The sequence below is a fragment of the Caballeronia mineralivorans PML1(12) genome (assembly GCF_001028175.1).
In the GTDB taxonomy this organism is placed as follows: domain Bacteria; phylum Pseudomonadota; class Gammaproteobacteria; order Burkholderiales; family Burkholderiaceae; genus Caballeronia; species Caballeronia mineralivorans.
The window spans coordinates 1-21591 of the sequence record NZ_AEJF01000260.1 but is presented as its reverse complement, the minus strand read 5'-3'; the positions used below and the strand labels follow the sequence as shown (position 1 = coordinate 21591).

Below are 21591 nucleotides of genomic sequence, written 5' to 3'. Positions count from 1 at the left end.
CGTCGCCTGCACCGCGCCGCTCGCCGGCACGATGTAGCCGATACCTTCCAGAAACGCGCGATACGCTTTCAAGTCGCGCACCGGTCCCGGATTCCTTCGATGCCACTGGTCCAGTTCCGTCTGCAGCCGATCACGCTCGGCGAGCAGCGCGCGGTTCTTCGGCGCGAGGTCGTGGACGAGGGCATCGAAGCCTTTCCAGAACGCTTCGCTATCGATGCCAACGCCCGACAACGCTTCTTCATCGACGTACTGGCTGAGCTCGGCTGCAACCTGCAATCCGTTTCGCTTGATCATTTGACTCATGGGTCACTCCAACTTTGTTTGTATTCGTTGCCGTTCAGCACATTCGGCATTGTAGTTGCGATGTTAACGCTTCTTTATTCGATCGATTTGGCGGCGGTGCGGCGTGGGCATCACGGGTTCGGCGGCAAGCGCGTCGCTGAAGGCTAAATGAAGCCTTGCCGCGCCATCTGGCCCATGGCTGCGGAAGGTCGCTTTGAGCCTCACTGCGCATCGGTTATCCGCGTAAAAAGACAAGCGCAGCCGGAATGTCTATATTTGTCGTCCTGTGCGCTGAACTCGACCCGTCAACCGATCGGCGAGGCGTCAACGATCTCCCTCTCTTGCACCAGGATAAGGATAACCATGACCGATTTGTCCGCTTTCCCCATCACGGCAAAATGGCCCGCGCAGTTTCCCGACCGGATTCAGCTTTATTCGCTGCCGACGCCAAATGGCGTCAAGGTATCGGTCATGCTCGAGGAGACCGGTTTGCCGTACGAGCCGCATCTGGTCAGTTTCGAGACCAACGACCAGATGTCGCCAGCGTTTTTATCGCTGAATCCCAATAACAAGATTCCGGCGATCCTCGACCCCGATGGCCCCGATGGCAAACCGCTGGCCTTGTTCGAATCCGGTGCGATCCTGCTCTATCTCGCCGACAAAACTGGCCAGTTCATCCCGCAAGACGTGGCCAGCCGCTACGAGACGATCCAATGGGTCATGTTCCAGATGGGCGGTATTGGTCCGATGTTTGGCCAGGTCGGCTTCTTCCACAAGTTCGCCGGCAGGGAATACGAAGACAAGCGGCCGCGCGACCGTTATGTTGCCGAGTCGAAACGTCTGCTCGGCGTAATCGACCAGCGGCTGGCCGAGCGCAGGTGGATCATGGGCGACGACTACACCATCGCGGACATGGCCAGCTTTCCGTGGATCCGCAACCTGATTGGTTTTTACGAAGCGGGCGATCTGGTGGGTATCCAAAACTTTCCGAACGTGAAGCGGGCACTCGATGCTTTCGTCGCGCGGCCGGCGGTGGTCAGAGGCCTGAATATTCCGAAGCGGGGTTGAGCGCCTCGACGGCGAGTCGCGGGCGGGGCGCGGTTACTTACGGTGGATATCCGACCGGCCGATGGCGCGTGCGTCGCGTCCGATGCGGCGGTGATCGTGACGGCTCGCGCGAAGGACGCAGCAAGTTCGACAGGTGTGACGAATTCGGCGAGCGCGGTCGATACAGCGAATGTAGCGTCGACATTGCTTGCCGAGCGCCGCCGGTCTGCGAGTGAACTCCCCACCACGATTGTTCTCGATGACTCGCTCGCCATCAATCCAGCCGACAAGCTGTCGGCCTGCCCTCAGGTGGTGGTGCAAGCACGTATTGTTTCGGCATCGGGCGGGGATGATCTGACCGGACGAAGTGATGCGAAGGGGGCGGAGAGCCGGCGCGTGAGTGTGGTGATCGCTGCGCAATCGCCATAGGCGCTTTGCTTGTCACTCCCCAATTTTCGACCTGCCGCAAAAACTTGTTAAGCTCGGCATTCGATCACTTCAATCCCCGGCATGTTCGAGTTCGAAGAGCTATTTCTAATTGCCTACAAGAAGGAGCGTGCGACGAGCCGGCGCTTGTCGAAGCTCACCTCGCTCTCCGCGCACGCTGCTTTGACACAGACGTTGGAAAAATCCGCCGGCCTGCAGACGCTCGCGGAGCTCGTGAGCGCCCGGCATCAGGAAAGGGCGGCAGCGGAACAGGCGCTAACCCAGCGCGAGCAAGAACGTGCGGCCGCGCGCGCGGCGAGAAAACCGCAACCGGCCGCCCGCGACGCCCTCGCATGGCACGCCTGGTTCGACGGTTCGGCGCATCCGAATCCGGGGAAGATCGGCATTGGCGGCGTGCTGGAGAGCCCGGACGGTGACGTCGTGAAAATCAGCGCGCTCGCCGGTCACGGCGATAGCTGCGAGGCCGAATATCTTGCGCTGATCGCGGTGCTGCAAGCGGCGTTATCGCGAACACCGACACCGGCCAGGCTCGTGATCCACGGCGACAGCCAGGTTGTGATCGAAGATGTGCTTCGCGACGAAGCCAGCGGTGCGGCCGTGCTCAGTTCCTACGCAACGCAGGCGCGCCATTTAATCGCCCAGCTCGCCGATGTCCGTCTCCAGTGGATTCCGCGCGCCCGCAACGCAGCCGCCGATGCGCTTTCGCAGCACGCAATCCGCGGCGGTACCGAGGCAAACGCTCAAGACAAATCGCGTACGTCCACCACAGGCGCGTCGCCGAACGTGCCGCTCAACGCGTAGTCGAGCACTTTGCGGGCGGCATCGGCGGGTGCCGAAAGCTGGCCGGTGCGTTTGAGTTCATCGAATTTTTCCCGCAACGGAAAGCGCTCCAGGCCCGTGCCGCGAATCTCAGCTTGCATGTCCGTATCGACGACACCCGGCGCCACGCTGCACACCCGCAACGCCCGGTTGTCATCCAGCGCGACCGCACGCGCGTGATGATCGAGCGCTGCCTTCGTCGCGCAATAAATGCTCCAGCCGGCATACGCGTGACGCGCCGCGCCACTCGAAATATGCACGATGCGTCGCTCGTCAGCCGCCGTGCTTGCGGCAGCCACTGCGGCTGACAACATCAACGGCGCGGCTACGTTGAGGCTCACCGCGCGGCCAATCGCATTCACGTCCTGTTCTTCGATTCCACCCACCGGCTGCAACATCCCGGCGTTGTTGATCAACAGCACGGTATGCGCGCCATCGATAAAACCAGCAAGCGTTTCAGTTCCAAGCCACGCGCCGAGCGCTGCCGGATTGGCAAGGTCGAGTTCAACTTCCTTTAGCAGAGCTGAAGCGCGCGCATTGCTGCGTGTCCGCGATACCCCGAGTACCGCGATGCCCCGCGACAGCATGAGGTCGGCGAGCGCCGCGCCAAGGCCGCGTGTGTGACCGGTGAGAATCGCCTTGATCGTGTTCATGTGCTTACAATCCGAGGATAAAAGTCAAGACAGAAAGTTACCACGAGTACCTGACAGTTTACAGAGCGTGTCTGCCGGGAAAAATGAATCGGATTGCGAAACAATAGACATATAAAACGTATTCAATCAAGCCGACAATTGACGCCGATCAAACGATAACACCGCGATCCCTCCAACACCTCAATCGTTTTTTCAACCTCCGCGTCCGTCTCAAAAATCTGAACGCTGTCTGTGCAAGCCCTTGCCACACATTTTCAGAAGGTGATGGGATAATCGCGACTCGCCATGTATCGGACTCCTACATTGATATGGGCTGTACTCGCTCGGCGAATTGCTGGTCTCTGGACTCGGCCTCGCGATGATCGCCCACTACGTGCCCGCGCGTATGAGCGGCTTCATGATGGGAGCGTATTACGTCGCGACGGGTGTCTCGCAGTATCTCGGTAGTGCGGTCGCCAACTTCGCGCGCATGCCATCAAACGATCTCGGTTCGTTGCAATCGCTGCCGCTTTATATGAAGCTCTTTTTCGGACTCGGTTGGGTCGCCGCGGGCGGGGCGGCTGTCGCCGTCATTTTGCTGCCGCTGTTGAATCGCTTGTCGCGAGAGCATCGGCGTTGTGTGGAGGCAGTGCGTCGCGGGACCGATCCGTTCCCTCCGCCGAAGCCTGCCCCCGTGCGATAAATTCAAGGCACCCGCATTCAATAGCAATATTCTTCGATTCGGTTTGACCTGACATTCCCTTGGCGCTATAATCTTTTTCGCGGGGTGGAGCAGTCTGGCAGCTCGTCGGGCTCATAACCCGAAGGTCGTAGGTTCAAATCCTACCCCCGCAACCAAGGATTCAACGCATAAAGCCCGGTCTATCCGGGCTTTATGCGTTTACGGTCGTGCATAGTGCGAAAGTGCTTTGATGCGTGATCGTGAATGGCGAGTGTGAATGGCAAATGTGAATGGCAAATGAAGCGCGTGGAAGCATGATCCATTCGTCGAATCAAAGTCGAAGCGAGCACAAAAAGCCTGGACGATTAATATCGTGCAGGCTTTCGAGTTCTGGATGTTTCGGCGAGGTTGAAGCAGCTCGCTACGCTTGAGACTTATCGACAGTCCAACGAAAGTAGCGCAAGAGAGATTGGAACGCGTTTCAGCGATTCACTCATGTCACAAAGTCGGTGGCAAGATCGTCATGCTCGCTCTAAATCACGATCAATGCTGTTACCGCGTTCGCTTCGCCCGGGTTCGCCTCAAGGGGCAAATCAACCACCGGGCGGAAGGGCCGGGATCGCGTGACCGGCGTGTTGCGCGTATCCGGGACGTATCGAAAAGTCCCCGGCTACCCGGCGCTTCGATCGAGCCTGGTCGACCTGCAAGCCGCCGTTCAGACGTGCAACACCATCAATAGAATTTCTTCGGCAACTGTGCGCGGCGGATCTGCTTGCGCAGACGGGCAACAGCAGCGGCTTTCTTGCGCTTGCGCTCGGTGGTCGGCTTTTCATAAGCCATACGCGACTTCAGTTCCTGAATCAGGCCGGTACGTTCGACGGTGCGGCGAAAACGGCGCATGGCGACGTCGAAAGGCTCGTTCTCTTTCAACAATACTTTAGTCATTGATATCTCAGTTGGTCTGGCCCTGCCAGAAAATTGGGCAAAACGCAATTGTACACTTTTTGGAGGCTCTATTACAGGCCGGTGAACAATGGGACGCACTTCGCCGCTCGGGAATGTCATCGTATGTCTTTGATAAAAGACAACAATCCCGGATTACCCGGGTTCTGGTTTACATCCGCATCGAATTCGCACCGCGCCCTATTCAAGCGATCAGAAGCCCCGGTCGCGACCCGGTTTTATATCGGCGGGATTCGGAATTTCCAGATAATCCACTTGATCGACAGTCAAATTCGACGTGGGTAATGCCACGCACGGCAGAATCCAGCCATCGGCTTTTTCGTCCGCGCTCAGACCCGGCCAGTCGATCCGGTAACGCACCGTGCCATCGACAAGACGGCACAGGCACGCGCGGCATGTGCCGTTGCGGCACGAACTCGACAGGCGCAATCCATGGAGCGCCGCCGCTTCGAGGATCGTCGTCTGCTCCGTCGACGAGATGCTCCTTCCTGAGGGCAGCAGCGTGATCGTGAAGACGTGTGGGAGGTCGAGGATGCTCATGGCGCTCAAGGTGCTTTCATGATGGCTGCGCGGCCGTGGGTCAGGTCGCGGATGGCGTCGGCGGCCTGATCGCGGACGGCAAGCGGCATCTGGATCGACAAGCGTACCGTCATGCCGTATCCAGGGTCGTCCAGTGCATGGCCTTCTTGTTCGACCCAGCGCCGCACGCGCGCTTCGTCGGCGTAATCCACTTCCACTTGCAGCAACCCGAGCGCCACGCGTTCAATGCGTTCGGCCAGTTGCATCGCGGTGGCGATGGCATCGGTATAGGCGCGCACCAACCCGCCTGCGCCGAGCTTGATGCCGCCGTAGTAGCGCACGACGGCGCCCAGCACGCCATCCACTTCGTGATGGCGCAACACTTCGAGGATCGGCCGGCCGGCGGTGCCCGAAGGTTCGCCGTCGTCCGACATGCCGGATTCCCCGCCCGCCAGCAACGCCCAGCAGACATGCGTGGCCCCGGGATGCTGGGCACGCAGCGTGTCGAGTTCGAGCATCGCAGCGGCGCGATCGGCGACAGGAATCGCCAGCGCGATAAAACGGCTCTTGCGGATGTCGATTTCGGCACTGACGGCGGCAGCAAGGGTGTAAGTGGGCAACTAAAGCTCAGGCTAAATGGTTGTAATGCAATGGTACGGCGAAAGCGGGCGCGGGCCGGGTACAGCCCGGTAGCAGCGCGCCTTATCGTTGCGGTATCAACGCCTTGTCCTCGCCGAGCGAGCGTTGCATGAGCACCGTATCGACCCATTGACCGTGTTTGTAACCCACCTTGCGCAACACGCCGACATGCTCGAATCCAAGCCGTGCATGCAACGCAATCGACCCGGCGTTGCCGCTATTGCCGATCACCGCCACGAGTTGCCGCCACGGCCCTGCGTCGCAACGCTCGATCAGCGCCGTCAGCAGCGCGAGACCAAGGCCGCGTCCACCGAAGCCATCGGCGATATACACCGAATCCTCGATCGTGTGCCGATACGCCGACCTTGGCCGATACGCGGTCGCATACGTGTAACCGACTACCGCGCCGTGCGTTTCGGCCACGAGATAGGGCAGGCCCGCACCGGTGATCGACGCGTGCCGGGCGCGCATCTCGTCGACGCTGGGCGGAGTCTCCTCGAAGGTCGCAAGAGCGTGCAGCACATAGTGAGCGTAGATGCGCGTGATCGTGTCGAAATCGGCGGGGTTCGCGTCACGGATCGTGAAAACGCTGGCGTCGTGCAATGCCATCGAGTGGCTCCCTGGGTTTGGCGTTAATCGGCAGGTGAAACACGAACGATAGTAGCGGTCATCATCCGGAGGCCTGATTTTCTCACGACTCACGGATTCATCCGCCATTTGCCAGACGTGCGCGCACTCGTGCCTGAAAAGCGTCGAGCCGGCGTGCGCCAGCCCACCAAAACAGGCATTTCGTCGATGGCAAAGCATTGAAGCCCGGTATAACCCGCCGCTACACTGGGTCGTTTGCCGGGAGGTCGCAGGGAGAACTGTCGTCAACGAGGATAGACATGACGAACGGCGCGAAGACCCCGGTCGTTGCAATAACGCAGGCGAGCATGGACACATCATCAGGGGCCGCATTAAAACGATCATGGAGCGCGCTTCCGGCGCAAAGGGCGTCGCGAAATGAAAAGCGCACGATGAACACGTTCAAACGCCGTGGGCGCGTGGCGTTTCTGGCTGGCATCGTGCTGATCGCGGCGATGCTGCCGGGGGCGTTGTGCGTCCTGTTTGCGCCCGGCGTGGACGAACGTGTCGCCGCTGCACGGGAAACGGCCGCCCTCGAGAATTACGTCGTGCGCATGGTCGGCACAGGCGCGATCGGCCTGATCGCCAACACTTCTGTTGCGGCTCCGCCCCGGCTCTTTGCCCACTTTCCCGTACCCGGATTCGCGGTGACCGCCATGCCCGAAAACGCCAACCCGGCGCGCCGCGCTTATGGATCGACGAGCGCTGCCAGCGCCCCGGAGACATCGGACGCGACGTTTGTCGAACGCCTGCGCGCGCTGCCCTGGACCTGGCTGCTCGCGGGTGTCGCGGCTGGCCTGACGCTCTCCGCGTGGCTCGGCCTGTTCATGGTGCGGCGCCTGTCGCCGCTCGGCCAGCTCAGCGACGCGGTGCGCCGGCATCAGTTCATCGTGGCGTACCAGCCGATCGTCGATCTCACGACGCGCCGTTGCATCGGCGCTGAAGCGCTGGTGCGCTGGAAGCACCAGAACCGGATCGTGCGCCCCGATTATTTCATCCCGCTGGCGGAGCATCGTGGCTTGATTCAGGCCATTACAGACCAGGTATTCGATACGATCCTCCTCGAACTCGGCGAGTTTTTGCATCGGTACAAAGAGCTGTATGTGTCGATCAACCTGAGCGCGGCGGACCTGACTTCGCGGCGCTTCCTGGAGCGGCTCACACCCGCGCTCGCCGCCGCGCAGATCGCGCCGCAGCAAATCCGGATCGAGGCGACCGAGCGCTGTTTTCTCGACGCCGATGCCGCAAAGGAAGTGATCCAGGCGTTCCGCGATGCCGGGCATCCGGTGTATATCGACGACTTCGGGACGGGTTATTCGAGCCTGTCGCATCTGCAGAATTTCCAGGTGGACGCGCTGAAGATCGACAAGTCTTTCGTCGATACGGTCGGCCAGGATGCAGCGTCGAGCAGCGTGGCGTCGCACATTATCGACATGGCGCTGACGCTGCACGTGCAGGTGGTGGCCGAAGGGATCGAGCGCGAGGAGCAGGCGTGTTATCTGCACACCCGCGGCGCGCAATTCGGGCAGGGCTGGCTCTTTTCCGCGCCGCTGACCGCGCCCGATTTTATTCGCTATGTAGGGCGCGGCCTGACGACGGTGTAGGCTTGGCTCATTTTCCACTTCCGGACAATGACCATGACCACCAGGATGACCGACCCGGCCGCGATCACGTTTCTCAAGGACGTGCGCCATCCGCTGCTGGCGCTGCACCGTAGCATCCTCGACGAATTGCGCACCCGCCACGAAGCCGAATTCGGCGTGGTGTCGCCCGGTGAGTTCCTGCAGATCGTGATCAACGGCAGCGCTTACAAATGGCTTGGCCCGCTGTCCACGCTGATCGCTGCCCTCGACGACGTACTCGACGACGCCGACGCCACGCCCGAAGCCCGGATCGACATGGCCCACGCGGTCACGGCGATGTTCGGCGCGAAGGACCGCAACGCCGCCTTCGACACTCAATACCTCCCGATGCTGCAAACCAGTCCCGACGTCGCGATGGCGAATGGCCGCGTGGCGCAGCAAGTGCGCGCCGTGACGCCGGCGCCGGTTGCAAAGGACTGACCATTGACCGCTTGCAGGCGAGGGCGTTTGTCCCTATGCCTGCGTACCGGCGGCTTTCGGTAGAATCCGCAGCCATGATCGATACAGGGCCGAACCTTAGACCCACCTTCCGGGGAGAATGCGTTGGAATCATCCGCACAAAATGCTGCAACGGCCGCCGCGCAAAACGCCGCGGTCAAACTCGTCGCCCGCGATATCCACAAGCGTTTCGGCGATAACGAGGTGCTCAAGGGCGTTTCGCTCGCAGCCAACGCCGGCGATGTGATCAGCATCATCGGGTCGAGCGGCTCGGGCAAAAGTACCTTCCTGCGCTGCATCAATTTCCTCGAACGGCCGAATGCGGGCGAGATCGTCGTCGACGGCGAGCCGGTGCGCACGAAAACCGATCGCATGGGCAATCTCGAAGTCGCCGACCACAAGCAGCTGCAGCGCGTGCGTACGAAACTCGCGATGGTGTTCCAGCATTTCAATTTGTGGGCGCATATGACGTCGATTGAAAACGTCATGGAAGCGCCCATGCACGTGCTGGGGTTATCGAAGAAGGAAGCGAGCGAGCGGGCGCGCGAATGTCTCGAGAAGGTCGGGCTTGCGCCGAAGGTCGAGAAGCAATATCCGTCGCATTTGTCGGGCGGTCAGCAGCAGCGGGTGGCCATCGCCCGGGCGCTTGCCATGCATCCCGACGTGATGCTCTTCGACGAACCCACCTCCGCGCTCGATCCCGAGCTGGTGGGCGAAGTGCTGAAAGTGATGCAGAAGCTGGCCGAGGAAGGCCGCACGATGATCGTCGTGACGCATGAGATGGGCTTTGCGCGCAATGTATCGAATCATGTGATGTTTCTGCATCAGGGCCGCACGGAAGAAGAGGGCGCGCCGGCCGACGTGCTGACCACGCCCAACAGCGAACGGCTGCGGCAATTCCTTTCCGGCAGCCTCAAGTAAGCCTGGATTCACGCCGCGGCGCGGCGAAACCGGATCGAACGGAACCGGGGGCGGGTTGTTTTGCAAACGAAACAAACCTGGCCCCCGAAACCCCGGCACAAAGCGTCATCCCCCTCGAATACCATGAAACCTTGTCGCGTTCCCGCAAGACGCGACGCCCGCACGCGCCTACCATCCAATAACGATGCTCAAGCTGGCATACCCGAACAAGCAAAGGAGCGGTTCATGACGGATATCAATGTAACGCGCAGTACGTTCGACGAAGTGATGGTTCCTCTTTTCGCCCCAGCGAATTTCGTGCCGGATCGCGGACTCGGTTCCCGTGTGTGGGACACGGAAGGCCGCGATTATGTCGATTTCGCTGGCGGTATCGCGGTGACGGCGCTGGGTCATGCGCATCCTGAACTGCTGAAGGTGCTCCACGATCAAGGCCAGAAACTCTGGCATATCGGCAACGGCTACACCAACGAGCCGGTCTTGCGTCTTGCGACTCGCCTCACCAATCTCACCTTCGCGGACCGCGCGTTCTTCGCCAACTCCGGCGCGGAAGCGAACGAAGCCGCGCTGAAACTGGCGCGCCGTTACGCCGTCGACAACACCGGTCCTGAGAAAGTCGAAATCATCTCGTTCACGCAGTCGTTCCACGGCCGGACCTTGTTCACGGTCAGCGTAGGCGGCCAGCCGAAATACGCGGAAGGTTTTGGTCCGACGCCGCAAGGCATCACGCATCTTCCCTACAACGACCTGGCTGCCGCCCGTGCGGCGATCGGCCCGCAAACCTGCGCGGTGATCGTCGAGCCGGTGCAGGGCGAAGGCGGCGTGCTGCCCGCCGATCCGGCGTTCCTTCAAGGCCTGCGCGACGCTTGCGACCAGCACGGCGCACTGCTGATTTTTGATGAGGTACAAACGGGCGTGGGCCGCACCGGCTCGCTCTATGCGTACATGGGCTACGGTGTGACGCCGGACATCCTCACGACCGCGAAGGCGCTGGGTAACGGTTTTCCGATTGGCGCGATGCTGACGACAGACAAGATCGCCGCGCATTTCAAGGTCGGCGTGCACGGTACGACCTACGGCGGCAACCCGCTCGGTGCGGCTATTGCGGACAAGGTGGTCGAGCTTATAAGCGATCCGGCGGTGCTCGAAGGCGTGCAGCAACGAAGCGACGCGATCAAGGCGCATCTGAAGCGTATCGATGAGTGTTTCTCGGTGTTCAAGGAGATTCGCGGCAAGGGTCTGCTGATCGGCGCCGAACTCGCCGATGCCTACAAGGACCGCGCGAAAGACGTACTCAACGCCGCGGCGAAACATGGCGTGATCATGCTGATCGCTGGACCGAACGTGCTGCGCTTCGCGCCGTCGCTGATCATGCCGATGGCCGATCTCGACGAAGGTTTCGCGCGCATCGAAAAGGCTATCGCCGACGTGGCGCATTGAACGTGCGCAGTTCGGCATCTTCTCTAAATCAACGGAACCGCCGATGCTAATCGTCCGCCCCGCAAGACTCGCCGACCTCGACGCGCTCGAACGGATGGCGCACGCCGCGCATCCGGTGCTGCATTCGCTGCCGCGCGACCGTCGCGTGCTGGAAACGCGCGTCGCGCTGTCCGAAGACTCGTTTCGCGCGGAAGTCGAGTTTGCCGGCGAGGAGTTTTATCTGTTCGTGCTCGAAGATACGGCGACGGGCGCATTGCTCGGCACATCGAGCATCGTGGCATCGGCGGGCTATTCGGAACCGTTCTACGCGTTTCGCAACGACGCGTTGATCCACGCCTCGCGCGAACTCAAGGTGAACCGCAAGATCCACGCGCTCACCATGTCGCATGAACTCACGGGCAAGAGCCGCTTGACGGGCTTCTACATCGATCCGTCAATACGCGAAGCCACGCACGATGCCGCCGCGCATCTGCTCTCGCGTGCCCGCATGATGTACGTGGCCGCAGACCGCAAGCGTTTCTCCGACGACGTCTTTTCGCTGATGCTCGGCGTGACCGATGAAGCGGGCGTATCGCCGTTCTGGGAAGCGGTGGGGCGCAAATTCTTCGGGCGCGATTTCGAGCAGGTGGAGCTGGAATCGGGTGGCCGGAGCCGGACGTTTATCGCGGAAGTGATGCCGAGTTACCCGCTCTACGTACCGCTGTTACCGCCCGAAGCGCAGCGCGTGCTGGGCGAGCCGGACGACGGTGCCTTGCTCGCGTACGACATCCATCTGGAAGAAGGTTTCGAGCCGGATCGTTTCGTCGATATCTTCGATGCCGGTCCCGTTCTGACCGTCGCAGTGGAGCGTAGTGCGTCCGTGCTGGCGAATGAGGTTCGCGCCGTGCGGGCCGCGCAAGATGACGCGGGCGTGTCCGGCACGCCGTATCTGGTTGCGGCTGGGGGTGCGCATGCGTTTCGTTGCGCTTTGGTTAGTTTGCCGTCGGCGCGTGGGAGCGGTGCGCCGCTGTCCGTGGAACTGTGCGAAGTTTTAAGCGTGAAAGATTCCGATACGGTGCGTTGTGTGCCACTTCATCAGGCTTCGGGAGAATTGCAATGATCGTTGTCCGCTGCGTGCAGCCTGGAGATGTCGACGCGCTCGTCGCGCTCGCGCACGAGACCGGACCGGGACTGACTACCTTCAAGCCGGATCACGATGCACTGACCGCTCGCGTCGAACGTGCTCGACGCACGCTGGCCGATGAAGCCGAGCCCTACGAAGCGGGATATCTGTTCGCGATGGAAGACACCGCGACCGGTGATATTGCGGGGGTTTGCGGTATCGAAACGGAAGTCGGGCTTGAGCAGCCGTTTTATAACTATCGTGTATCGACGGTCGTGCATGCCAGCCGTGATCTCGGCGTGTGGACCAAGATGTCGCTGCTTAACATCTCGCACGATCTCACCGGTTACGCTGAAGTCTGTTCGTTGTTCCTGAGCCCGCGCTATCGCACGGCGGGTGTCGGTGGTTTGCTGTCACGCTCGCGCTTTATGTTTATCGCGCAATTTCGCGAGCGGTTTCCGCAGCGTTTGTGCGCTGAATTACGCGGCCATTTCGACGAAAGCGGCGCTTCGCCATTCTGGCAAGCGGTGGGTTCGCACTTCTACCAGATCGATTTCAACGCAGCCGACTATCTTAGCTCGCACGGCAAGAAGTCGTTCCTCGCCGAGTTGATGCCGCGGTATCCGGTTTATCTGGCGATGCTGCCCGAGGACGCGCAAGCGGCGGTTGGCTTGACGCATCGCGACACCATGCCCGCACGCAAGATGCTCGAGACGGAAGGGCTGCGTTATGAAAATCATGTCGATATCTTCGACGCCGGTCCGGTCCTCGAATGCCACATAGCAGACTTGCGCACGGTGCGCGAAAGCGTGCTCGTGTCGGTGCGCATAGGTGAGCGTGAAGAGAACGGCGAGGCCCGCAGCCTGGTATCGAATACGTCGCTCGACGACTTCCGATGTGGCGCGACGTTCGGCGTTCCCGAAAACGGGACGTTCCTGCTGACGGCACAAGAAGCGGCGGCATTGCGCGTGAAAGAGGGCGATACGGTGCGTGTGCTGGCATCGCAACCGCGCCAGAAGAACGCAAGTTAAGGACAAGGAACATGACGAAGATTTCGACTCAGTTGTTTATCGATGGCGCGTGGAGCGATGGCAGCGGCGCGCCGTTTGCGTCGCGTAATCCGGGTAACGGCGAAGTGGTTTGGGAAGGTGCGAGCGCTGCGGTGCAAGACGTCGAGCGCGCCGTGCTTTCAGCGCGACGTGCGTTCGCTTTGTGGTCCGCGTTGACGCTGGACGAACGTATCGCGATCACGCGGCGTTTCGCGGCATTGTTGACCGAGCACAAGGAAACGCTCGCTCACACCATCGGCCGCGAAACGGGCAAGCCGTTGTGGGAAGCGCGCACTGAAGTCGCAACGATGGCCGCTAAAGTCGATATCTCCGTTAAGTCATTTCACGAGCGTACTGGCGAGAAACGTCAGGAAATGGCCGATGGCATCGCAGTACTTCGACATCGTCCGCATGGCGTCGTGGCCGTGTTCGGACCGTATAACTTCCCGGGGCATTTGCCGAACGGGCATATCGTGCCGGCGTTGATCGCGGGGAATACGGTGGTGTTCAAACCATCGGAATTCGCTCCGGGCGTGGCTGCGCTGACAGTGGATTTGTGGGCGCGGGCGGGCTTGCCTTCGGGCGTGTTGAACCTCGCGCAAGGCGAGAAGGAGACCGGCATTGCGCTGGCGAATCATCGGCAGATCGATGGCTTGTTTTTCACCGGTAGCTCGGATACCGGCACGTTGTTGCATCGGCAATTCGGGGGCCGTCCGGAGATCGTGCTCGCGCTGGAAATGGGCGGCAACAATCCGCTGGTCGTGGCCGAAGTCGCGGACATCGATGCCGCCGTGCATCACACGATCCAGTCGGCGTATTTATCGGCGGGGCAGCGTTGCACGTGCGCACGCCGTCTGTTCGTTCCCGATAACGTCTTCGGCGAGCGGTTCACCAAGCGCTTGATCGACGTGACATCGAAGATAAAAACCGGCGCCTTCGATGCCGATCCGCAACCGTTCATGGGTGCCGTGATCTCAGCGCGGGCGGCGGCGAAGCTCGTGCAGGCGCAGACGCAATTGATCGAAGCGGGTGGCAAGCCGTTGCTCGAAATGACGCAGCGTTCCGCAGAACTCGGCTTCGTCACGCCCGCCATCATCGATGTCACGAACGCGCGCAACGTCCCCGACGAAGAACATTTCGGCCCGATGCTGCAACTCACGCGCTACGCTACCTTTGATCAGGCGATAGAGCGCGCCAACGACACGGCCTACGGATTATCCGCTGGCCTCCTGGCCGACGACGAAGCCGCATGGACCCACTTCCAGCACACCATTCGTGCGGGCATTGTGAACTGGAACCGGCCGACGAACGGGGCGTCTTCGGCGGCGCCGTTCGGTGGTATCGGCCGATCTGGCAACCAGCGCCCGAGCGCATTCTACGCAGCGGATTACTGCTCGTATCCGATGGCGTCCGTCGAAAGCACCCAGTTGCAAATGCCCGCGAGCGTCTCGCCCGGCCTTCAGTTCTGAGGACACACGATGCATGCATTCGAAGCGAACTTCGACGGGCTGGTCGGCCCGACGCACAACTACGCGGGGCTGTCGTTCGGCAATGTCGCGTCGCGCAACAACGAGAAATCGGCGGCTAATCCCAAGGCCGCAGCGAAGCAGGGCTTGCGCAAGATGAAGCAGTTGGCCGACCTTGGCTTTCATCAAGGCGTATTGCCGCCGCTTGAACGGCCGTCGTTGAAATTGCTGCGTAGTCTTGGTTTCACCGGCGACGCCGCTACTGTGATCGAACGCGCTGCACGTGAAGCGCCGGAGTTGCTGGCCGCCGCCAGTTCCGCTTCGGCGATGTGGACCGCGAACGCGGCGACGGTGAGCCCATCGGCGGATACCAACGATGGCCGCGTGCATTTCACGCCGGCCAATCTCAGCACGAAGTTGCATCGCGCGATCGAGCATGAAGAAACGCGCCGTTCGCTCTCGGCCATTTTCACCGACGAGAAGCATTTCAAGATTCATCACGCGTTGCCGGGCACACCCGCATTAGGCGATGAAGGCGCGGCGAACCACACGCGTTTTTGCAATGAGTACGGCGAGAAGGGCGTGGAGTTTTTCGTCTACGGACGCAGCGAATACGGTCAAGGCTCGGCCGAACCGAAGCGCTATCCTGCCCGTCAGACGCTTGAAGCAAGCCGTGCGGTTGCTCGCCTTCACGGGCTCTCCGACGACGCCACTGTGTTCGCGCAGCAACTGCCCGATGTCATCGATGCAGGCGTGTTCCACAACGACGTGATCGCCGTAGGCAACCGCAATACGCTGTTCTGCCATCAACGCGCGTTCATGAACCAGGCGAGCGTCTACGATCAACTCAGCGCCAAACTCGACGCGCACGGCGGCGCATTCACCGCGATCGAAGTGCCGGAAGCCGAAGTAAGCGTGGCCGACGCGGTGTCCTCGTATCTGTTCAACAGCCAGTTGCTCACACGGCCCGACGGCCGGCAAGTGCTCGTGGTGCCGCAGGAATGCCGTGAGAACGCGCGTGTCGCCAAGTACCTCGATTCGTTACACATACGTTCCACTTCCATCGACGACGTGCTCGTCTTCGATCTGCGCGAAAGCATGAAGAACGGCGGCGGTCCTGCATGCCTGCGATTGCGAGTGGTCTTGAACGAAGCAGAGCGTGTTGCAGTGAATCCGGGCGTCTGGATGGACGACGTGCTCTTCGCGCAACTCGATGCCTGGATCGACACGCATTATCGTGACCGCATTGCACCGGGGGATCTTGCCGATCTGAAACTGCTCGATGAATCGCGTGCTGCGCTTGACGCACTGACTGGCATTCTGAAGCTGGGTGCCATCTATGATTTCCAGCGTTGAGCCGGCTATGTTCGCTAACTTTCTCGACTTTGTCATCGATGGGAAAAAACCCGCGCTGAGCGAAGGCACGTTGCCGACGGGCGTGAAGTGGACATGGCTTGGCGATGGCATCGTGTGCTTTGAACCACAGGGCGCGGGGGGCGAGGTACTTCAAAGCGTGGTGGCATCGGCCGGAATTCATGGCGATGAAACCGCGCCAATCGAGATCCTTTCGATGCTCGTCGCGGATATCGCAAGTGGCAAAGCGCCGTTGAAAAGCCGCCTGCTTATCATCTTCGGCAACATCGACGCGATGCGCGCGTCGTGCCGTTATCGCGACGACGATCTCAACCGGTTGTTCAACGGCCGTTATCTCGAGCTTGCGGCAAGTCATGAATCACCGCGTGCGGCGGAACTGGAGAACGTGACCCGCGCGTTTTTCGCGGAAGCATCCCACGCGAAGTGGCACATCGATATGCACACGGCCATCCGCCCCTCGGTCTTCGAGCAATTCGCGCTCTTGCCCTACACGGGCGCGCCGCTATCGCGCGTGATGTTCGACTGGTTGAAGGACGCGGGGTTGTCGGCGGTGTTGCTGCATCGTGAGAAGTCGAACACGTTCACGCATTTCACGGCGGAGCAATCGGGTGCGTTGGCCTGCACGCTGGAGTTGGGCAAGGTGCGGCCGTTCGGGCACAACGACCTGACGCGCTTCGCGGCTTCCGATGCAGCGCTACGACGGTTGATCGCAGGCGTTGCGCCACTGGCACCGTCCAGCGGCACGCTGAAAGTATTCACGGTCGTCGGGCAAATCGATAAACAGAGCGAGCAGTTCAAGCTGCACGTAGCCGGCGATGTCGCGAATTTCACGCCGTTCACGCGCGGCACGGTGCTCGCCGAGGATGGTGATTACCGGTATGAAGTGATGCGCGACGAGGAGCGCATCGTGTTTCCGAATCCGACGGTGAAGCCGGGATTGAGGGCGGGGTTGATGGTTATCGATACGACGAGTGAAACGTTCGAATCGCTGTAGACCCTCGCTACTTGCCAGAAGGCTCCACCATCACCGTACACGTCGTCCCCGCAGACAGCACCACGTCCGCCGGGACCTCATCGATGCGTATCCGCACCGGCACCCGCTGCGCCAGCCGCACCCAGTTAAAGGTAGGGTTCACATCGGCAAGCAACTCGCGGCTTTGCGGATTATCGCGGTCGTAGATGCCGCGCGAAATGCTCTCCACGCGGCCCTTCAACACGCCGCCGCTCATCAGCCGCATCTCGGCTTTATCGCCGATACGCACACGCGGCAGCTTCGTTTCCTCGAAATATCCGTAGACCCAGAACGAATGGCTATCGACGATGGCGAGCTTCGCCGAGCCCGTCGTCGCGTAGTCGCCGCGATGCACGTTGAGGTTCGTCACGTAGCCGTCCACCGGCGCAAACACTTTGGTGCGGGCAAGATTGAGCTCGGCGGCATCGAGTGCAGCCTGCGCCTGCTGCAAGTTTGCGGCAGCGCCCGATGCAGTTTGCGTGGCGTTATCGCGTGATTCCTTCGATACCACTTCGTTATCCAGATCGGCACGGCGCGCGGCGTCGTCGCGACGCATGCGCAGATCCGCGTTGCGGGCGGCGACCGTCGCCCGTGCCTGCTCGACGGCGATCGCGTAATGCGACGGATCGATCTCCATCAGCAGATCGCCCTTGTGGACGAACTGGTTATCGATAACGGGCATGGTCACGACCGCGCCCGATACGTCGGGCGCGACGTTGATCACGTCGGCGCGCACGCGGCCGTCGCGGGTCCACGGCTGGTCCATGTAATGCACCCAGAGCACGCGCCCGATCAGAATGGCGGCTGCAAAAATCAGCGCCGTCATAAAGATGCCGAAAATTTTCCTGATGATCATGATGCTTCTTTAGTCCTTCAACAATTTTTCAGCGATACACCGCGAGCCCAAGCAGGCCGCATGTACACACGAGCAGACACGCGCGAAACAGCGACGGATGCCACACCACGCGGTACAAGCCTGTCAGTGCCAGCACCCGATCGATGAACCAGGTCAGCAAGCCGCCCGCGATAAACAGCACCAGGATCGTCGGCACGTAGGCATCGAGAATGGCGATATCACGCGGCATGGGGCGCTCCTTCGTGCGGGTGTTCTTGCTGGCTAAAAGCGCCCAGCGGCGATTGCGGATCGAGCAAGGCCGTGCGAATGAAATGCAGATGACTCGACATCCGTTGCAACTGATGGCGTTCCTCGAGAGGCTCGCGCACGGTATCGAGCAGGGTGCGCAGATCGTCGATGGCAACGGAGGTCGCCGATAAGGCAGCATCGAAACGCCGCGGGGTAGGGTGATCGAAGAGACGGGCTACCTGATGCAGCGCCCGCTTGATCGAATCACGCGACGCGGCATCAGTACTGGTGCCGAAGCGGCCTAGCTCGGTGCGCAGATCGATTACCGCGTGCCCCACTTCAAGCACCGCGAAGAGCCAGCGCAACGCTTCGCGCTGCAGATCCTCGCGGCCGGCGGCGAGCGCGTCGATTTGCGAAAGCAGATCGCGTGTGCCGCTTTCAAAACGCATCGCGAGCCGGGTCAGACGGCCCTTGCTTGCTGTCACCACTTGCCGCCGCAGTTCGCGCGTGAGCAAACGGCGCAGCCACGGCGCGTCGGTGGGCAGCAGCACGGCAAATGCCATCGAACAGATGAGCATGGAGATGACGAGCGCGATAGCGTCGTTGATGAAGCCTGACGGGTCGTACTGAATGACGTTGTCGGGACCGGCGAGAAAGCAGAAGAAGATGCAATAACCGAGGCCATAGCCCATCATGCCGGGCCGCGTACTGATGAACACGCCGAGCATCAGGAACGGCAGGAGCGCAGCTGACAGCAGCAGAAAACCGTCGATCCGCGGATATAGCGCGAACACCACGATCATTCCCGAGGCGGTCGCGAGCGCCGTGCCGCCCGCCATCTGGAAAGCCATTTGCGTGGGACGCGGCGACGACGACGCCAGCGCGATCACCGCCGCCGCGTCCAGCACGGCCGTGCCGCCGCTTGGCCACGCCGACATGATCCAGAAGCCGCTCAAGATCAGGACCACGATGAACGCACGCAGTCCCGAAACACCCGCGGCGAGCATGCTGGTCTTCGGCACATAACGGGTAATGCGGTGCTCGCGTTCATGCGTGGGCACGGCAAGCGACGCGTAGGTTTGCGTATAGGCATGCAGGTCATCGACGAATCGATACAGCAACTCGGCCGCGGTATCGAATTCGAGCAGATCGATTGCCGGATCGAGCGCGCGCCGCGTCGCCCCGATGCGCTTTGGCAGCAAAGCTTTGAACGTGTCCAGTTGTGCTGCGGCGTGGGCGGCATCGGCGGCTTTCTCCACCGGCGCGCCTGCTGCGCTCAGCAAGGGCGCGACTTCGCGGAAGTACGGTTCCAAAGCGTCGACGATCATCGTGGCACCGTTGACCCGCAGCCGGTTCATCAACTGATGCAGCGCGTGAAAGCGCGTGGACACGCTCATGAATTCACCGTTCAGGCGCGCGACCCGGCCGCTGCGCATTCGCATGTTGGGATCTTCGAACACGGCCACGCTGCGCGCCGCTTCGAGCCCGACCACATCCGCGACGAACGCCGCATTGATGCGCTCGATCTGCGAGCGTTCGACCCCTCCGCCCAACACCTTCGACACGTAGTCCACGAACGCCGTGAAGCGCCGCCGCACGGTTGCCCGGACTTGGCTCCCGGCGTGGCGTGGAAAGACGAGCGCGCCGAGCGCGCCCGAACATACGACGCCGAGCGACACTTCGGCTACTCGCGTCATCGCGGTCAGGAATGCGGCGTCCGTATGCTGCGCGACCGGCACGCCAATGAGCGCGGCCGTATAACCCGACAACACGAAACCGTACGAGCGGAAATTGCGGTTACGCGCCGCGCCCGCCGTGCAGATGCCGACCCAGAGCGCCGTCGCCGTCAGGAACAGAACCGGTTCTTGCGAGAACAGGCTGATAAGCACGAGCATCACTACGAGTCCGACGAGCGTCCCGCAGAAGCGATAAAAGCTTTTCGCCAGCACCATGCCGCTTTGCGGCTGCATCACGATAAACACCGTCGTCATGGCGGTGCGAGGTTGCGGCAGATCGAGACGCATCGCGATCCACAGCGCGAGGAACGCCGCCAGCACGGTCTTGAAGATGTGAATCCACGCGAGGCCGTCGGTGAGCGCCCAGTCTGCTAGCAGGGGGTGCGGGCGGTTCTGCGCGGAAGAGGGCGTGGACATGCTCACTCGCTCCGGTCGGCGGACGACGTTTCTCTATGCCCCGCGAATGGCCCGATGTGCTTCGCGGGTTTCATCTGGGTATCGATATCGGCGGGGCTATCACTCGTGCTATCGATCCCGCCACCCAACGCCGCCGAGAACGTCGCATATACCTCGAGCCGCTCGGCACGCACGCGCGCCTCGCCGTCCTGCGCCCGCAGCAACTGGGTCTGCGCGACGAGCACGTTGAGGTAATCGGTCAAGCCGCGCTGATACCCCTCATCAGCCAGCCGATAACTCTTCTGTGCAGCCGCTACCGAACGGCCCGAAGCGTCGAGCTGCCGATCAAGCGACTGGAGTCGCACGACCTGATCGGCGACATCGCGCAAAGCTGCGACGAGCGTGGCGTTGTAGTGATCGACCGCCTGGTCGTATTGCGCCGATGCCGCCCCGAGTTGCGAGCGCAGCCGTCCGCCTTCGAAAATCGGCAGGGTCACGGCGGGCCCCGCACTCCAGCCGCTGCCATTGCCGGTGAGGAAGGTCAGCAGCGCGCCGCCCGCGGACATTTGCGTGAGCGACGCCATCAAGTTGATGTTCGGATAGAACTGCGCCTTCGCGACATCGATACCCCGTGCTTGCGCCGCAACCGTCCAGCGCGCCGCGACCACGTCCGGTCGGCGTCCGATCAGCTCGGCCGGCAAAGCCGACGGCAAGCCGAGCGGCGTTGCCAGCGACAACACGGGACGCGTGATCGAATCGCCCGCACCCGGGCCCGCGCCGGCAAGCGCGGCAAGCTGGTTGCGGGAGAGCGCGATGGCTTCGTCGTAGGTCTCCAATTGCCGCTCGTAGTCCGGCAACGATGCTTCCGCCTGGGCAACTTCGAGCTGTGTGCCAATCCCGCCTTGCAACCGCCGACGCGCCCGCGCCGCGATTTTCTGCTGCTGCTCGAGCGTCGATTGAGCGATATCGCGCAACGCGAATCCCTGCGACAAACCGATGTACGCGCGCACCACATTCGCTTCGAGTTCGAGTTGCGCGGCGCGAGCATCGGCGGCGCTTGCGTGGGTTGCGTCCAGCGCGCGCTCTGCCGCGTTGCCGTCCCGGCCCCAGAGGTCGAGGTTGTACGACAGCTGCAGCGCGGCCGTGTTGTTCCAGGTGTTGACGTTGTTGTAGGTGCCCGGACCGTAATAGCCGTTTTCCGGCCACTGCTTACGGTCGATCGCCAGCGATCCATCCACTTGGGGCGCGAGGGCCGCTTGCGCCACGCCAGTGAGCG

21 protein-coding genes, 1 tRNA gene and 2 pseudogenes are annotated in these 21591 nt (G+C 61.5%); 14 read left to right on the top strand and 10 right to left on the bottom strand.

Features of this window, described 5'->3' with window-relative positions; genetic code table 11:
* Positions 1–303 (bottom strand): annotated as a pseudogene (locus EOS_RS42300) (malate synthase G); the annotation flags it as partial.
* A gap of 342 nt (positions 304–645) precedes the next feature.
* Here EOS_RS42300 and EOS_RS42295 point away from each other — a divergent pair.
* From EOS_RS42295 to EOS_RS42285, 3 genes are all read left to right on the top strand, one after another.
* Positions 646–1350, top strand: coding sequence for a glutathione S-transferase N-terminal domain-containing protein (locus tag EOS_RS42295; RefSeq protein ID WP_047898210.1), 705 nt, complete (start codon positions 646–648; stop codon positions 1348–1350).
* 42 nt (positions 1351–1392) lie between these two features.
* Entirely contained in the window at positions 1393–1758 is a 366-nt protein-coding gene (locus EOS_RS42290) for a c-type cytochrome biogenesis protein CcmI/CycH (RefSeq protein WP_047898209.1), read from the top strand.
* Between the two features lie 81 nt (positions 1759–1839).
* Positions 1840–2577, top strand: a complete 738-nt coding sequence (locus EOS_RS42285; protein ID WP_063779145.1) for a ribonuclease HI family protein — start codon at positions 1840–1842, stop codon at positions 2575–2577.
* Here EOS_RS42285 and EOS_RS42280 read toward each other — a convergent pair.
* Entirely contained in the window at positions 2517–3248 is a 732-nt protein-coding gene (locus EOS_RS42280; RefSeq protein ID WP_047898208.1) for an SDR family oxidoreductase, read from the bottom strand. The two genes, EOS_RS42285 and EOS_RS42280, sit on opposite strands and share 61 nt — an antisense overlap.
* Before the next feature lie 307 nt (positions 3249–3555).
* Here EOS_RS42280 and EOS_RS42275 point away from each other — a divergent pair.
* Both EOS_RS42275 and EOS_RS42270 read left to right on the top strand, forming a co-directional pair.
* Positions 3556–3930: pseudogene (locus EOS_RS42275) on the top strand (MFS transporter); the annotation flags it as partial.
* A gap of 78 nt (positions 3931–4008) precedes the next feature.
* A tRNA-Met gene (locus EOS_RS42270) sits at positions 4009–4085 on the top strand.
* A gap of 556 nt (positions 4086–4641) precedes the next feature.
* Here EOS_RS42270 and rpsU read toward each other — a convergent pair.
* From rpsU to EOS_RS42250, 4 genes are all read right to left on the bottom strand, one after another.
* On the bottom strand, positions 4642–4854 hold the full coding sequence (rpsU, locus tag EOS_RS42265; RefSeq protein WP_006999077.1) for a 30S ribosomal protein S21: 213 nt from the start codon (positions 4852–4854) through the stop codon (positions 4642–4644).
* Between the two features lie 210 nt (positions 4855–5064).
* Positions 5065–5412, bottom strand: coding sequence for a 2Fe-2S iron-sulfur cluster-binding protein (locus EOS_RS42260; protein ID WP_047898206.1), 348 nt, complete (start codon positions 5410–5412; stop codon positions 5065–5067).
* A gap of 5 nt (positions 5413–5417) precedes the next feature.
* Positions 5418–6011, bottom strand: a complete 594-nt coding sequence (locus EOS_RS42255) for an IMPACT family protein (RefSeq protein WP_047898205.1) — start codon at positions 6009–6011, stop codon at positions 5418–5420.
* An 82-nt stretch (positions 6012–6093) separates the two neighbouring features.
* Positions 6094–6639, bottom strand: coding sequence for a GNAT family N-acetyltransferase (locus EOS_RS42250; protein WP_047898204.1), 546 nt, complete (start codon positions 6637–6639; stop codon positions 6094–6096).
* A 410-nt stretch (positions 6640–7049) separates the two neighbouring features.
* On the opposite strand from EOS_RS42250, the gene EOS_RS42245 reads away from it, so the two are divergent.
* The 9 genes from EOS_RS42245 to astE all read left to right on the top strand — a co-directional run bounded on the left by EOS_RS42245 (position 7050) and on the right by astE (position 17081).
* The gene (locus tag EOS_RS42245; protein ID WP_326972987.1) at positions 7050–8261 is read left to right on the top strand and encodes an EAL domain-containing protein; all 1212 of its coding nucleotides are present in this window, start codon (positions 7050–7052) and stop codon (positions 8259–8261) included.
* Between the two features lie 33 nt (positions 8262–8294).
* Positions 8295–8720 carry a hypothetical protein gene (locus tag EOS_RS42240; RefSeq protein ID WP_053064265.1) on the top strand — a complete coding sequence of 142 codons (426 nt, stop codon included), beginning with the start codon at positions 8295–8297 and terminating at the stop codon, positions 8718–8720.
* A gap of 123 nt (positions 8721–8843) precedes the next feature.
* A complete protein-coding gene (locus tag EOS_RS42235; RefSeq protein ID WP_047898203.1) occupies positions 8844–9659 on the top strand; it encodes an ABC transporter ATP-binding protein in 816 nt (271 codons plus the stop codon).
* Between the two features lie 225 nt (positions 9660–9884).
* Positions 9885–11096, top strand: coding sequence for an aspartate aminotransferase family protein (locus EOS_RS42230; protein ID WP_047898202.1), 1212 nt, complete (start codon positions 9885–9887; stop codon positions 11094–11096).
* Positions 11097–11139: 43 nt separating this feature from the next.
* A complete protein-coding gene (aruF, locus tag EOS_RS42225) occupies positions 11140–12195 on the top strand; it encodes an arginine/ornithine succinyltransferase subunit alpha (RefSeq protein ID WP_047898201.1) in 1056 nt (351 codons plus the stop codon).
* Positions 12192–13229 carry an arginine N-succinyltransferase gene (astA, locus tag EOS_RS42220; protein ID WP_047898200.1) on the top strand — a complete coding sequence of 346 codons (1038 nt, stop codon included), beginning with the start codon at positions 12192–12194 and terminating at the stop codon, positions 13227–13229. Before aruF ends, astA begins: the two co-directional genes overlap by 4 nt.
* Positions 13230–13240: 11 nt before the next feature.
* On the top strand, positions 13241–14716 hold the full coding sequence (gene astD / locus EOS_RS42215) for a succinylglutamate-semialdehyde dehydrogenase (protein WP_047898199.1): 1476 nt from the start codon (positions 13241–13243) through the stop codon (positions 14714–14716).
* Positions 14717–14725: 9 nt separating this feature from the next.
* A complete protein-coding gene (gene astB / locus EOS_RS42210; RefSeq protein ID WP_047898198.1) occupies positions 14726–16069 on the top strand; it encodes an N-succinylarginine dihydrolase in 1344 nt (447 codons plus the stop codon).
* 7 nt (positions 16070–16076) lie between these two features.
* Complete coding sequence (gene astE / locus EOS_RS42205; RefSeq protein ID WP_235443141.1) at positions 16077–17081, top strand: succinylglutamate desuccinylase; 1005 nt, start codon at positions 16077–16079, stop codon at positions 17079–17081.
* Between the two features lie 7 nt (positions 17082–17088).
* Here astE and EOS_RS42200 read toward each other — a convergent pair whose 3' ends face one another.
* From EOS_RS42200 to EOS_RS42185, 4 genes are all read right to left on the bottom strand, one after another.
* On the bottom strand, positions 17089–17955 hold the full coding sequence (locus EOS_RS42200) for an efflux RND transporter periplasmic adaptor subunit (protein WP_047898196.1): 867 nt from the start codon (positions 17953–17955) through the stop codon (positions 17089–17091).
* Between the two features lie 28 nt (positions 17956–17983).
* Positions 17984–18184 carry a DUF1656 domain-containing protein gene (locus EOS_RS42195; protein ID WP_047898195.1) on the bottom strand — a complete coding sequence of 67 codons (201 nt, stop codon included), beginning with the start codon at positions 18182–18184 and terminating at the stop codon, positions 17984–17986.
* Positions 18174–20336, bottom strand: a complete 2163-nt coding sequence (locus EOS_RS42190) for an FUSC family protein (RefSeq protein ID WP_047898194.1) — start codon at positions 20334–20336, stop codon at positions 18174–18176. The genes EOS_RS42195 and EOS_RS42190 overlap by 11 nt, the downstream gene beginning before the upstream one ends.
* A gap of 2 nt (positions 20337–20338) precedes the next feature.
* Positions 20339–21591, bottom strand: a 1253-nt coding sequence (locus EOS_RS42185; protein WP_047898193.1) for an efflux transporter outer membrane subunit, incomplete at its 5' end; no start/stop codon positions are given.